Source organism: Micromonospora sp. NPDC007271 (assembly GCF_040634005.1).
Taxonomy (GTDB): domain Bacteria; phylum Actinomycetota; class Actinomycetes; order Mycobacteriales; family Micromonosporaceae; genus Micromonospora.
Genome location: NZ_JBEYER010000032.1, coordinates 1 through 13142 on the forward strand (window position 1 = coordinate 1; position 13142 = coordinate 13142).

At 75.8% G+C, this 13142-nt stretch carries 10 protein-coding genes; 1 reads left to right on the forward strand and 9 read right to left on the reverse strand.

All coding sequences use genetic code 11. From position 1 onward, the window contains the following. Positions 1-127: 127 nt before the first annotated feature. The 3 genes from ABZ570_RS14095 to ABZ570_RS14105 form a co-directional block, all read right to left on the reverse strand. Positions 128-1357: an ABC transporter substrate-binding protein gene (locus ABZ570_RS14095; RefSeq protein WP_358062065.1), complete on the reverse strand. Its 1230-nt coding sequence runs from the start codon at positions 1355-1357 to the stop codon at positions 128-130. A gap of 132 nt (positions 1358-1489) precedes the next feature. Then, positions 1490-3880, reverse strand: coding sequence for a transposase (locus ABZ570_RS14100; RefSeq protein WP_358062067.1), 2391 nt, complete (start codon positions 3878-3880; stop codon positions 1490-1492). A 40-nt stretch (positions 3881-3920) separates the two neighbouring features. Beyond that, on the reverse strand, positions 3921-4901 hold the full coding sequence (locus ABZ570_RS14105) for a DNA primase (RefSeq protein ID WP_358062069.1): 981 nt from the start codon (positions 4899-4901) through the stop codon (positions 3921-3923). 148 nt (positions 4902-5049) lie between these two features. On the opposite strand from ABZ570_RS14105, the gene ABZ570_RS14110 reads away from it, so the two are divergent. Then, complete coding sequence (locus ABZ570_RS14110) at positions 5050-5391, forward strand: helix-turn-helix transcriptional regulator (RefSeq protein ID WP_358062072.1); 342 nt, start codon at positions 5050-5052, stop codon at positions 5389-5391. A gap of 78 nt (positions 5392-5469) precedes the next feature. On the opposite strand, the gene ABZ570_RS14115 is transcribed toward ABZ570_RS14110, so the two are convergent. The 6 genes from ABZ570_RS14115 to ABZ570_RS14140 all read right to left on the reverse strand — a co-directional run bounded on the left by ABZ570_RS14115 (position 5470) and on the right by ABZ570_RS14140 (position 13134). Next, positions 5470-6141, reverse strand: a complete 672-nt coding sequence (locus ABZ570_RS14115; RefSeq protein WP_358062075.1) for a permease prefix domain 1-containing protein — start codon at positions 6139-6141, stop codon at positions 5470-5472. 57 nt (positions 6142-6198) lie between these two features. Further along, positions 6199-8154, reverse strand: a complete 1956-nt coding sequence (gene cydC / locus ABZ570_RS14120) for a thiol reductant ABC exporter subunit CydC (RefSeq protein ID WP_358062078.1) — start codon at positions 8152-8154, stop codon at positions 6199-6201. Continuing rightward, entirely contained in the window at positions 8151-9830 is a 1680-nt protein-coding gene (gene cydD, locus ABZ570_RS14125; protein WP_358062081.1) for a thiol reductant ABC exporter subunit CydD, read from the reverse strand. The genes cydC and cydD overlap by 4 nt, the downstream gene beginning before the upstream one ends. Beyond that, positions 9827-10867 (reverse strand): cytochrome d ubiquinol oxidase subunit II, encoded by a 1041-nt coding sequence (locus ABZ570_RS14130; protein WP_358062084.1) that lies wholly within the window; start codon positions 10865-10867, stop codon positions 9827-9829. Before ABZ570_RS14130 ends, cydD begins: the two co-directional genes overlap by 4 nt. 11 nt (positions 10868-10878) lie before the next feature. After that, on the reverse strand, positions 10879-12126 hold the full coding sequence (locus ABZ570_RS14135) for a cytochrome ubiquinol oxidase subunit I (protein WP_358062087.1): 1248 nt from the start codon (positions 12124-12126) through the stop codon (positions 10879-10881). A gap of 102 nt (positions 12127-12228) precedes the next feature. Further along, positions 12229-13134 (reverse strand): M48 family metalloprotease, encoded by a 906-nt coding sequence (locus ABZ570_RS14140; RefSeq protein ID WP_358062090.1) that lies wholly within the window; start codon positions 13132-13134, stop codon positions 12229-12231. Between the last annotated feature and the right edge of the window lie 8 nt (positions 13135-13142).

A 13142-nucleotide genomic window follows, 5' to 3' on the forward strand; every position in this document is an offset into this window, starting at 1 on the left:
TCGGCGATTGCCGAGGTCGAGCAGTACTCGCGGGTCAAGCTCATCCCACCGGTCGCTGTCCGTGGCCTGGGCGGCCCGGCCCGGCAGCTGCTGTCGGCTCGGCCGGGGCGGTGGAGGCCGGCCGAGCTCAGGAGTACCGGGTCCAGGCGCGCTGGCTGACCACGTAGACGCCGAGCGAGTCCCGCTCCATGCCGCCGTGCCGGATCGGGGCGAACGCGTACCCGCCGGCGATCCCCTCGGTCACCTGGGTCTGGAGGTACGCCCGCAGCCGACCACGGTCGACGCTGCTCGCCGCCCGGGCCGCCGAGGCGAGCAGTTGGACCGCGTCCGAGCCGTACGGGGCGAAGCCGCTGAAGCTGCCGTGCCGCTGGATGTAGCGGAAGGTGAAGTCCCGCCGGGCCAGTTCGGCGGTGGTGGTCGTGGTGAGCGTGCTCGCGGCGAGGCAGCTCGGGTGGATGGCGTACGCCCCCTCCACGGCGGTGGCGTTCGGCCCGGTGAGGGTGTCCTCGGCGACCGCGCCCGGGTCGAAGAAGAGCGGACCCGAGTGGGCGGCGCGCCGCAGCTCCTGGGCCGCGGTGCCGGAGTCCGGGGCGGTACCCCAGACGATGACGCCGTCCGGCTTGCCGGCCGCGGCCTGTCGCGCCGCAGCCGTGAAGCTCCGCCCGGAGGCGGGCAGGCGCACGGTCCGCGTCAGGTCCACGTCGACGGCCCGTAGGGCGCTGCGCACCGCCGGTACGCCGGAGTCGCCGTGCAGCCCGTCAGCGGCCAGCAGGGCGACCCGCCGCAGCCGTTGCGACTCGATCAGCCGGGCCATCCGGCGGGCCACGTCCCCGGCGTCCGGCGTGAGCTTGTAGATGTACGTGCGTTCGGCCAGCGGCAGGACGATGTCGTCCCCGGCACCCAGCGAGACGAACGGCACCTGGAGCTTCTGGGCGACTTCGACGATGGCCATGGAGGTCTCGGCGGAGGTGCCGCCGACCAGCGCGTGCACCTGGTCCCGCCGGGCCAGCTCGGTGGCCTGCCGCGCGGCGTCCTGTGGGTCGCTGCGATTGTCCCGGATCTCCAGGCGCACCGTCCGCCGCAGGTTGCCGACCGGGATGCCGGCGAGGTTCAGCGACTCCACGGTGATCTCCATGGCCCGCTGCTGGAGCACGCCCAGGGCGGCCCCCCGGCCGGTCAGCTCCAGGCTGGCGCCGATCACCAGTTCGTGGCGGCCGGAAGCGGTGGTGCTGGCGGTCGGGCCCGCGTCCGGTCGCTGGTCCTGCTCCCCGCAGGCGGCGAGCAGCAGGGTGCCGGCCGCTGCGGCGAGGACGCCCCGCCGGTTCAACAGGGGGGAGTCGAATGCCGGTGTCGCCATTGGAGTCGCCTTCCCACGCCGGCGACGTCCGCCGCCGGCTGTTCCGCCGGGTATGCTCCCGGCCGGCCCGACCCGGCGTCAAATTATCCGGGTGTGGGCAGAAACACGAAGGTGAGAAGGGGGCGACTCCGATCAGGACCGGTAGCCGGCGGAACGGTATTCGTACTCCCGCTCGTCGTCGCGGTCGCCGGTGTCCCGGCTGAAGTCCCAGCCGCCGGCCGACTCCCGCCCCGGGCGGCCACCGACCGCGAAGCCGCCGATCTCCTGACCGCGCCGCCACCCACGGAAGTAACCGGTGGTGTTCTCGGCGAGGCTGGCGGCGTTCCGCACGATCCGCAGGGGACGCTCGTCGCGCAGCGGCGAGCCCGGCACCAGGTTGGCCTGGGGTACGCGCTTCGGCAGGCCGGCCTTGGTCTCCGCGCCGACCGCCGGACGGGCCGCCTGCTCGGCGGCCTGCCAACCGGTGTCTGCGGTGCTCGACCAGTCCAGGTCGGCGTCATCGCCGTGTCCGACGAACCAGGCGGACTTGGTCTGCGCGAAGATCAGTAGATCGCCGTCGCCCTCGTCCGAGACCGGCGGGGGCCGGTGCTCCATCGGCGCGGGCGACTGCTGCAGGTCGCGGCGCGGCGTCAGACGCGCCGAGCTGGAGTGGTCGAGGCGCTCGGGCGACCCGGGCAGTTCGGGGCCGCGCGCCGGACGGCCGGACGGGTCGGCCTCCTGCCGGTCGACCAGCCGCAGCGACGGGGTGTCCAGGCCCGGGTCGGTCGGTGGGTCCAGTTCGTCGCGCAGCGCCCGGTCGGCCAGCGGCGGCGGCTCCACCAGCCGCAGCATTGGCGGCTCCTGGGGCAGGTCGTCGGCGAGCCATGGCGGGGTGACCCGGCTGTTCTCGGGGTCGGTCGGCGCGTCGACGCTCCGGCCGCCGTACCGGTAGCCGGCCGGCGCCTCGGCGGCGTGGTCGTCCTGGTCTCCGTTGTTGACCAGCGGCCAGTTGGCCCGGGAACCCGGGGGAGCGGTCTCCTGCTCGGGTCGCGGCGGCTGCACCGGGATGCTCAGGTCGGTGGCGCTGAAGCCACTGGTCGGCGGCTCCGGGGTGGTCTTGGGGCGCGGCGGGATGACCGTGCGCTGGCGCTCGGCACGGGCCTTGTTGAGCGCTGCGGTGGTGAGCGTCGGGCGGAACGGCTCACCGGCCTCGGCCGGTGGCACCTTGCCCCGCTGGGTCGGGGGGATCGGGGTGATCCCGGGTGGTGGCGGAGGCGGCGCGGAGACCGGCCGGTTGGTCGGCCCGTCCGCTCGCTGCGGCATCGGCGCGCCGGTCGGCTCCGGACGCGCCGGCGGCGCCGAGGTGGGCCGGCCGGCGGCCGCGGCCGGAGTGACCGGTGCGGGGGCGACGGGCGGCGGCGTTACCGGTGGCGGGGCGACCGGCGGGGGGGCCAGCGGGCGCGGGGTGGCGGGCGTGGCCGGCCCGGAGACCGGCTCGGGGCGGCCACGCCGGCCCACCGGCTCGGGCTCGGCCGGCCGGATCGACCGCGGGCCGGACCCGGCGGTGGTGAGTTCGGGGCGCTCGTCGACCGACTCGCCGCGGGCCGCCCGGCGGCCGGGTGCCGGGGCGGGCGTGGTGACCCGGGCGCTGAGCGCGCCGACCAGCGCCGTGCAGCCGGCGTCGCAGGCCCGGACGGAGGAGACCGCCTGCCGTACCGTCTCGGCGACGGCGGCGGTGAGCGCCCGGTTGACGGTGGCCCGCCGGGGCGTCTCGGCGATGGCGACCCGCAGCGCGGTCACCGCGTCGTTGATGGTGTCGACGTCCGCGACGCCCTCGGCGGCCAGGTGCGCGGCGACGGCGTCCGCCGCGACCGCCACCTCGCGCCCGCGGGCCACCGTGCCGCTGAGCATGCCCGGCTCCGGCAGCGCGTCGAGCACGGCCAGGGAGACCGGCTCGGCCGGGTCCGGATAGGCGCGGAGAGCGGCCGGGTAGAGCTCGCGGAGCACCTCGCGCAGCGCCACTGCGGCGGAGTGCCGCCCGCTGGCCAGCGCGGCGTGCGCGGCGAGGACCTGCTTGTAGCCGGCGAGGTCACGGGGCGCCGGCAGGGTGACCGCGGACAGCGCGCCGGCCTGCAACGCGCGGGCCAGCCCGACGGCTCGGCGCTCGGCCGGCGGGGACTGCATCTCCTCCAGCGAGTCGTCGTCGGCGAAGCGCTCGGCGAAGTCGTCGACCGAGTCGTCGTCCGCGATCGCCAACGGTCGACCGGCCGCACTGAGCAGCGAGGTGACCGTGTGGTCGTCACTGTCGGCGGCGATGGCCGCACCGCTCGGCCCGCCCGACCGCTCCACGAGCAGCGCGACCAGCTGGGCGTAGCCAGCGGGGTCGTCGCCGATCTCGCAGACATGCAGCAGACGGCCTGCGTCGTCGACCACAGCGGACGTCAGCGTCGAACCGGCCGAAGCCGGCCGGTCGGCCGGATCCGCCGAGGCCAGACCGCAGTACACGCGCACAAGCGCCACGGCGTCGTCCTCCTCCCGGGACACAGGTCTTGCTCTGCCAGAGACTGATGCTCCCCGCTCCGGGTCAGTCGCGCCAGTCCACAACGGCAGAGATCTTGCCGACAATGGTGCGCCAACCCAAACTTGCGGTTTGTGCCCCAATTTTCTTCAGCCGGCGCCGACCCAGGAATCCGCCGATCCCACCGTTGACGGTTGCCCGCAGGGCCTCGTCCAGGTCGTCCAGGCTGGACCCGGCGGAGAGCATGTCCAGCACGGCGGGTAGCTGCATCGCGTACGCGACGTCACGGGCGATCTCGCCGGCCTCGATCAGGAGCGTGGGATCCCACGCGTCGTGGCCGCCGCGGAGGTTCTCCACCACGAGGTCGAGCTCGTAGGTGTCCTCGTCCAGCGGGGCGATGTCGGCCGGCTCCACCCGTTCGGACAACTCGCGCCAGCTGTCCAGTTGGGACAGATCGTTGGGGGCGCCGGACCGGATGAAACTGACCAGCGACTCAGGGGTCTTGAACAGCAGCAGCCTGCCGCGGTGGCTGAGGAAGATCGGGACCTCCTCGTCACCGGCGGTCTCGTCCGCCTCGTCCTCGTCCTCGTCCGCGGCCTCAGCGTCCGCGGCCTCGGCGTCCTCGTCCGCCTCCGCGTCCTCGTCCGCTGCCTTGGCCCCGCGGCGCCGGCGCTTCTCCGGCCGCTCCTCCTCGGCCTCCTCTTCCTCCTCGGCGGAGAGGGCGGCGAACTCCTCGTCGAGGATCACCACCTCCTCGTCGTCCTCGGCCTCGACGACCTGACGGCGAGCCAGGAACGGGTCCTCCTGGTCGCGTTCGGCGACGTCGGTCGGGGTCAGCTCGCGGGCCGGCCGGTACGCCCGCAGGGTGAAGCCGGTGCCGGCGGGCAGGGCGATCTCCACCGGGTCGATCCGCAGCTCCTCCCAGAGCGCGTGATCCGCGGTGGGGCGGTCGACCTCGACCTCGACCTCGTCTTCGGCGGCCGACGAGGTGGTGTCGTCGAGCTCGGGCTCGTCGGCGTCGGGCCGTTGGGGCGACTGGCGGGCCACGCTGACCTCCGTGTGCTTCGGGTTTGCCCACCCGGCGGCGCCTCCGGCCGCCGAGTGACTCTGCGCACATACCCTAGTGGTCGACCCGGCGGGGCCGGGAGTCCACCCCGGTGGCGGCCGGGACGGCAGACAAGTAGCCTTTCTACGTATGAACGCCCAGGCACTGCACGGACACCTGGACGCGCTGCTGCTCGCGGTGCTGGAGCGAGGCGCCCGGCACGGCTACGCGATCATCGAGGCGCTCCGGGAACGTAGCGGGGGCACCCTGGAGCTCCCCACCGGCACCATCTACCCGGCGCTGCGCCGCCTGGAGCGGGCCGGCTACGTGGCGAGCTCGTGGAGCACGGTCAACGGCCGGGAACGGCGCACCTATCAGCTCACCGAGGCCGGCCGTCGGGCGCTCGTCGGCGAGCGGGCCGGCTGGCGCGAGTTCAGCGCGACGGTGGGGCGCTTCCTCGGCACCGACGAGCCGCCCACCGCGCCGGCCTGACCGCGTCCACTCGGCCGCGTCCGCCGTGCCGGCCGGGCGCCCGACGGGACGCTGGCGGGCCGCCCCTGCGCTGCCCGGTCAGCAGCCGGTCAGCAGCCAGTGGCGGGCCGCTCGGGCGAGCGCGAACCAGCCGGCGCCGGCCAGCACCGCACCGATGATCATCGGTGGCCAGGTGAGGGCCGCCTCCCAGAGGCTGACCGACCAGCCGAACAGAGCGATGCCGGCGAGCAACCCGCCCGCCAGGCCACCGGACAGCCCGAAGCCCGCCAGCCGGGCCAGCCGGGCCAGCCGGGACGACCCGTACCGGGCAGCCAGGAAGCCGAGCAGCAGCCCGGCCAGTGCCAGCCCGGCGATCAGCGCCCAGATCGCGTTCATCGAGGCGGAGAGCAGCAGATAGGCCTCGGGCGGCCGTGGCCCGTCACTCCAGCTCGACCCGCGCCAGGTCAGGTCGCCGCCGGCCGTCAGCACCACCGCCACCGCCAGCGCCCGCAGCGCCAGCCCGCGCAGGGCCCCCGCCGCCAGCTCGGCCTGGTAGCCGGGGAGCAACTGGCCAGGGCTGCCGAACTCGGCCACCGCCCGCCGCTCGGCCTCCGCCGGCGACAGGCCCACCTCCCGGTACGCCTCGACGGCGTCCAGCAACGCGTGCCGCGCCTCGGTCAGCAGGTCCGCCTTGAGGCGGGTCGGCCCCCGCAACCCTCCGGCCAGCTCGCCCAACCGCTGCTCCACGAGCACGTCCTCGTCGCCCCGCACGCCACCACCCTGCCATCCGGCGCGGCCGGCCGCGTCCGGGGATTCCCCGGAGCCTGCTCAGGGTGCCAGGGCCAGGTAGCCGCGCTCGGCCGCCGCCTGGAGCTGCCACTGCTCGCGGTACCAGCCCGGCTGCGCCACCAGCTCGTCGTGCCGGCCGCGCTGCACCACCCGGCCGGCGTCGAGCACCACGATCTCGTCGAGCCCGGCCAGGCCGCTGAGCCGGTGGCTGATCAGCAGGACCGAGTGGCCGGCCGGGGTGGCGGTCAGCACCGAGGCGAGCACGGCGTCGGCGGCGGCCGGGTCGAGGCCCTCGGTCGGCTCGTCCAGCACCAGCACGGCCGGGGCGGCCAGTAGCGCCCGGGCCAGCGCGAGCCGCTGCCGTTGCCCGCCGGAGAGCTGCCCGCCCTGCTCGCCGACCACGGTGTCCCAGCCGTCGGGCTGGGCGTTCACCCAGTCCAGCAGGCCGGCCGCCCGGACGGCGGCGGTCAGCTCCTCCGCGTCGGCCCGCGGCCGCCCGAGCAGCAGGTTCTCCCGCACCGAGGCGTGGAAGACGTACGCCTCGGCGAGCAGCCCGCCGACCAGGCGGGGCAGCTCCCCGGCCGGGTACGCGGACACGTCCACCCCGTCGAGAGTGACCCGTCCGGCGTCGGGGCGGACCGCGCCGGTGAGCACTGCGGCGAGGGTGCTCTTGCCCGCGCCGCTCGGCCCGACCACAGCCACCCGGCGACCCGCCGGCAGGGCCAGGTCGACGCCGGCGAGGGCGGGTGCCGCTCCCTCGCGGTACCGCACGGTCACCCCGGCGAACCGCACGTCGTGCCCGGCCGCCGTCGGCTCGGGGCCGGGTGCCGGCTCGGCGGTTGCCGGCGCCGGGGCCGGCGCGGTGAGCAGGGCGGCCACCCGGGCCAGGCCGGCCCGCAGCTGGGTGCGCTGCCGGGCGGCCCCGACCAGGGCGAGGGCGACCTCGACGGTGGCCAGCGTGCCGACGGCCAGGACCCCGACCAGTACCCCGCCGACACCCGCGCGCATCGCCACCACGACCACGGCGGCGGCGGTCAGCCCGCCGACCAGCACCCCGGCCGCGTCGACCGCGAAGCCGGCCGCGGCGAGCCGTCGTTCCAGCCGGGCGAGCCGTCGGGCCCGCCCCTCGGCCGCCCCCAGCGCCGAGGCGGTGGCGCCGAAGGCGGCCAGGTCGGCGGCGCCGTGGGTCAGGTCCACCGCGTCCACGGCGAGCGCCCCGCGCAGCGGGGCCACCTCGTCGGCGGCGCGCCGGGTGAGCACGGTGGCCAGCACGGGCAGCCCCACCCCGGCCAGCAGCAGCCCGACGGCGAGCACCCCGGCCGCCGGCGGCGAGATCAGCGCGGCGCCCCCGACGGCGAGCAGGCTCACCAGCGCGGCGGCCGCCCCCGGTACGAGCACCCGGAGCAGCAGGTCCTGCACCGCCTCCACGTCGGAGACGAGCCGGCTCAACGCGTCCCCGGTCCGCTGGGCGGCGGTGTCGCGCCGGGCGGCGAGGGTGGCGAAGACCCGGGCCCGGACATCGGTGATCATGCGGAGCACCGCGTCGTGCCCGGCGAGCCGTTCGGTGTAGCGGAACACGCCCCGGCTGACGGCGAGGGCCCGGACCGCGACGATGGCCACGGTCAACCGGTCCAGCGTCGGCCGGCCGGCGGCGGTCATCAGCAGCCAGGTCGCAGTGGCCATCAGCGCCAGCCCGGCGAACTCGGTGGCCGCGGCGAGCAGCCCGGCCCCGAGCAGTCGGCTCAGGTACGGCCGCGCCAGCCGCAGCACCACCCGCTCGGCGCGGGCCCGGCGGCCGCGCGCGTCGCCACCGGACGGGGCCAGCTCGGGCGGGACGGGCTCGGCACCGGTCGGTGTGCCGGGATCACGGGCGGCCGGGGTCACGCCGTCCCGGGAGGTCCCGCCCGGTACGGCCCGTACCGGTTGGTCCGGGCGCTCCGGCACGGCCCGTACCGGCTGGTCGGAGGGCTCCGGCACGGCCGCTCCGCCGGTCATCCCGCCACCTTCCCCGCCGGCACCCGGCTCAGCTCGGTCACCCGGCCGTCCTCGACGCGCAGGATCCGGTCGGCGTCCTCCAGCAGCGCCGGCCGGTGCGCGACCAGCAGCGCGGTACGCCCGGCGACCAGCCGACGGGTGGCGGCGAGCACGATCGCCTCGCTGGCGGTGTCCAGCCGGGCGGTCGGCTCGTCGAGGAGCACCAGCGGGGCGTCCCGGAGGAACGCGCGGGCCAGTGCCACCCGCTGCCGCTGCCCGCTGGACAGGCCGTGCCCGCGTTCGCCGAGGAGGGTGGCCAGCCCGTCGGGCAGGGCGGCGACCACCTCGTCCAGCGCCGCGTCGGTGACCGCGCGGGCGAGGGCCGCGTCCGGGGTGTCGGACGCGCCGAGGCGGATGTTGTCGGCCAGCGAGCCGGCGAAGAGGTGGGCCCGCTGCGGCACCCAGGCCACCTGGCGCCGCCAGGCGTCGAGGTCGACCTCGGCCAGATCGACCCCGTCGACGGTGACCCGGCCGGCGGTCGGGGTGACGAACCCGAGCAGCAGGCCGAGCAGGGTGCTCTTGCCGGCGCCGCTGGGCCCGATGACCGCGACCCGGTCGCCGGGCCGGATGGTGAGGGTGACGTCCCGCAGCGCGGTGGTCCGCTCGTACTCGACGGTCACGCCCTCGAAGCGGATCTCGCCGGACCCGGCGGGGGCCGGCCGCCGCCCGGCGGCCGGCGCGGCGGCCGCCGGGGCGGCGGAGACGGTGAGCGCCTCGTCCAGCGCGGTCAACCCCTCCATGCTGGCGTGGAACCGGCTGCCCGCGGCGCGCAGCGGCAGGTACGCCTCCGGGGTGAGCAGCAGCACCAGCAGCGCGGTGGAGAGGGTGATGCCCCCGCCGAGCAGCCGGATGCCCACCGGCACCGCGACCAGCGCCACCGAGAGGGTGGCGACCAGTTCGAGGACCAGCGCGGAGAGGAACGCGATCCGCAGGGTCTTCATGGTGGCCTGGCGGTGCCCGTCGGCCATCCGGCGCACCACGTCGACCTGGGCCCGGGCCCGGCCGAACGCGCGCAGCGTGGGCAGCCCGGCCACCATGTCGAGGAAGTGCCCGCCGAGCAGCGACAGCCGCCGCCACTGCCGCTCGGTGGCGGCCTGCGCCTGCCAGCCGAGCAGCGCGCCGAAGATCGGGATGAGCGGAATGGTCAGCGCGATGATGACCGCCGAGCTCCAGTCGGCGAGGACGATCCGGGCCAGCACGGCCAGCGGCACGGTCACGCTCAGCACGAGCTGCGGCAGGTAGCCGGTGAAGTAGGCGTCCAGCGCGTCCAGCCCGCGCCCGGCGAGGGTGGCGAGCTGCCCGGCCCGCTGGCCGGCCACCCAGGTGGGGCCGTGCCGGCCGACCGCGCCGAGCAGGTCGGCGCGGAGGGCGGCCTTCACCGTCGCCGCCGCCCGCGCCGCCACCGTGCCCTGCGCCCAGCTCACCAGCGCCCGGGCGGCGACCGCCGCCAGGAAGCCGGCCAGCGCCGGCCGGTGCAGCCGTCCGTCCACCGCCGTCGCCAGCAGCGTCGCCAGCGCGGTGGCCTGCCCCACCACCAGCAGCGCGGTCAGCCCGCCCAGCAGCGCGAGCACGGCGAGGTCGCGCCGGGCCGCGGGGACCCGGCGCAGCAGCCGCGGGTCGAACGGGCGGCGGTTCACCAGTACACCGGTGCCCTGCCGTCGGTCCGTCCCCGGAACACCCACCGGCACATCGCTTGAAAGCCTAGTAGGGCCGGGAGCAGCGGCAGCGCGAGCCAGGCCAGGAGGGACAGCGTGGGTCCGCTCGCCGCGGCGTCGGCGACGGTCAGCGAGGCGGCCGGGTCGACGGTGGAGACCAGCACCCGGGGCCAGAGGGCCGCCCCGACGAGCACCACCGGCAGCGCCAGCGCCGAGCTGGTCGCCGCGAAGGCCACCCCCGGCCGGCCGCGGCCGAGCGCCGCGCGGGCCGCCAGCAGCGCTGCGACCAGCGCCAACGGCAGGAGTACGGCCAACGCCGGACGCGCCACGGCCGCGCGTACCCGGTCGGAGAGCAGGCCCAGGACGGTGGCCGTGGCGACCGCGGCGAGTGCCGTCGGCACCAGGCCGCGAGCCAGCCGGGCGGCCGACGGGGCGTCGACGGCCGGCAGTCGGAGCGTGAGGAAGGTCGCACCCTGCACGGCGACCAGCGCCAGCATCGCCAGCGCGGCGGCGGCCACGAACGGGGTGAAGAGGTGGCCCACCCCGTCGACGTGGCCGTCCACCCGCAGCGGTAGGCCCTGCAGGAGCCCGCCGAGCAGCGCGCCCCAGCCGAGGGCGGCGAGACCGCTGCCGACCACCACCGCCCGGTCCCAGGTGGCGCGGGCCGATCCGGCGTGCGGTCGGCTGCGCAGCTGGACCCCGGCGGTCACCAGGACCACCCCGGCGACCGCGCCGAGCACGGCCGGGTAGAAGCCGGAGAGAAGTTCGCCCTCCAGGACGGGGAAGGCGCCGAAGAGAATGCCGACGGCGGCCACCAGCCAGACCTCGTTGCCGAGGAAGAACGGCCCGACGGCGTTGAGCGCCGCCCGGCGGGCTCGATCGTTCCGGCTCGCCGCGTCCGGTGCCGTCGCCGGGGCGGCGCCGCGGGCGAGCAGCAGCCCGACGCCGTAGTCGTAGCCGCCGAGGACGAGGTAGGTGGCGAAGAAGAGGCCGAGCAGGGCGTACCAGGCGAGTTCCACGGCGGGCTCCCTCAGGCGAGCACGGAATGCGGACGGGGGTCGGTGTCCGGTGCGGGTGGCCGGCCGAGGGCCGGGTCGTGTGCGCCCCGGGCGGCGTGCCGGGCCAGCAGCACCCAGTTCGTGACGGCGAGCGTGCCGAGCAGCAGGCTGAAGCCGATCAGCGAGGTGAGCATCAGCCCGGGACTGACCGGCGAGACGGCCTGCCCGGTCGGCAGCAGCCCGTACGCGGCCCAGGGCTGGCGGCCCACCTCGCGGGCGATCCAGCCGAGGATCACCGCGACGAAGGGCAGCGGCAGGGCGAGCAGGATCAGCCAGAGCGGGAACTGCAGCCGGATGATCCAGTCCCGGAAGAGAAGCGGCACCACGAGGATGCCGAAGAAGAGCGCCATCCCGATGAGGATCATGAAGCCGAGACCGACGTTGGCCAGCGCCGGCGGCGTGTAGTCGCCCGGGCCGAACTTCGCCGTCCACTCCGCGATCAGCGCGTCCCGGTCGACGCCGCCGCCGAACTTGGTGGGCTGCAGCTCCCCGACCGGGCCGAACTGGGCGAAGCCGAACCCGATCAGGAAGACCACCGCGACCGCGAAGGTGAGTAGACCGAGCCGCAGGGACTTCCGGAACAGCGCGAAGTCCGGGGTACGCCGGATCAGGTGCCAGGCGCTGACCGCGGCCATCAGCATCCCGCCGGTGACCAGGCTCGCCGAGACGACGTGGCCGAACGCGAAACCGAAGGTGGGATTGGTGAGCAGCGCGCCGAAGTCGGTGAGGTGGGCCACCCCGTCGCGCAGCTCGTAGCCGACCGGGTGCTGGAGCCAGGAGTTGGCCACCATGATCCAGAAGGCCGAGGCGTACGCGGTGAGCGCGACGCCCCAGAGCAGCGCGAGGTGGACGCCGCGGCGCAGCCGGTGCCAGCCGAAGATCCACATGCCGAGGAAGGTGGACTCCAGGAAGAACGCGACCAGCGTCTCCATGGCCAGCGGCGCGCCGAAGACGTTGCCCACGTACCGCGACAGGCCGCTCCAGTTCAGCCCGAACTGGAACTCCATCACCACGCCGGTGGCGATGCCGAGCACGTAGTTGATCACATAGAGCTGGCCCCAGAAGCGGGTCAGCCGCTCGTACACCGGCTTGCCGGTGACGAAGCCGGCGGTCTGCAGTCCGACCAGCAGGGTCACCAGGCCGAGCGTGACCACCACGAACAGGAAGTGGATCGAGGTGGTGGTGGCGAACTGCAGGCGGGCGAGGAGCAGGGGATCCATGGCCGTCTCCCACGGGTAGGCTCGCTTGTCGTAGAAACCCTACACGTAGTCTCTCTACTCATTGACTCGTGGTCACCCGACCGGTGCCGGAGCGAGCCGCGGTCAGCTCAGGAAGAGGGAGATCGGCAGCGCGACCAGGGTGGTCGCGACGGTCAGCGCGGTGGTGCCGAGCAGCCGGGGCGGCCGGTCCGCGACCAGCAGCCGCTGCACGCGTACGTCGAGGTCGCGGTCGCCGAGGCCGAGCGCGCCCGCCGGGGTGATCCGGTGGCCGGCGGCGGCGAACCGGCGCAGCGCCCCGGCCAGCGGCACCTCGGCGTGCAGCTCACGGGCCTTGTCGTCGGCGCGCATCTCCACCAGCAGCGCCACCCGCTCGTGCGCCTCCCGGACCCACTGGAACCAGGGCAGCGCCCGGCAGAGCGCGGTGAACGGCAGCAGCACCAGGTCGTGCCGCTCCTCGGCGTGCGCCCGCTCGTGGGTCAGCACCGCCGCCAGCTCGGCCCGGTCGAGCAGGCTGAGCGTGCCGGCGCTGACCACCACCCGAGGCTTCATGCCCGGCAGGCAGTACGCCGCCGCGCTCGGGTGGTCGAGCACCAGCGCGCCGGGCACGGTCGGGTCCCGGCGGGCGACCAGGCTGAGCAGCTCCCGGTGCCGGCGCTGGGCGCGGATCGTGGCGTGCACGCTGCGCACCGTCGTGGTGAGCAGCACCGCGCCGATGCCGAAGCCGACGCTGACCAGGCCGAGGTGGACCACCCCGACCCCGTCCGGCAGGCTGCCGTGGGCCAGGTCGGTGGCGAGGGCGACCAGCGCGCTCCCGGTCGGCTGGCGGTAGGCGTGCAGGCCGAGCGCCATCGGCAGGCCCATCGCGGAGAGGCCGAGCGCCAGCCCGACCGCCTGCCAGCAGACGATCGCGACCCGCGGGGCCCGCCAGGTCCACCTCGACACGGCCAGGACCTGCGCGGTCAGCCAGCAGGCCAGGATGCTCGCGGCGAAGTGCACGGCGTACGCCACGGCCGTCG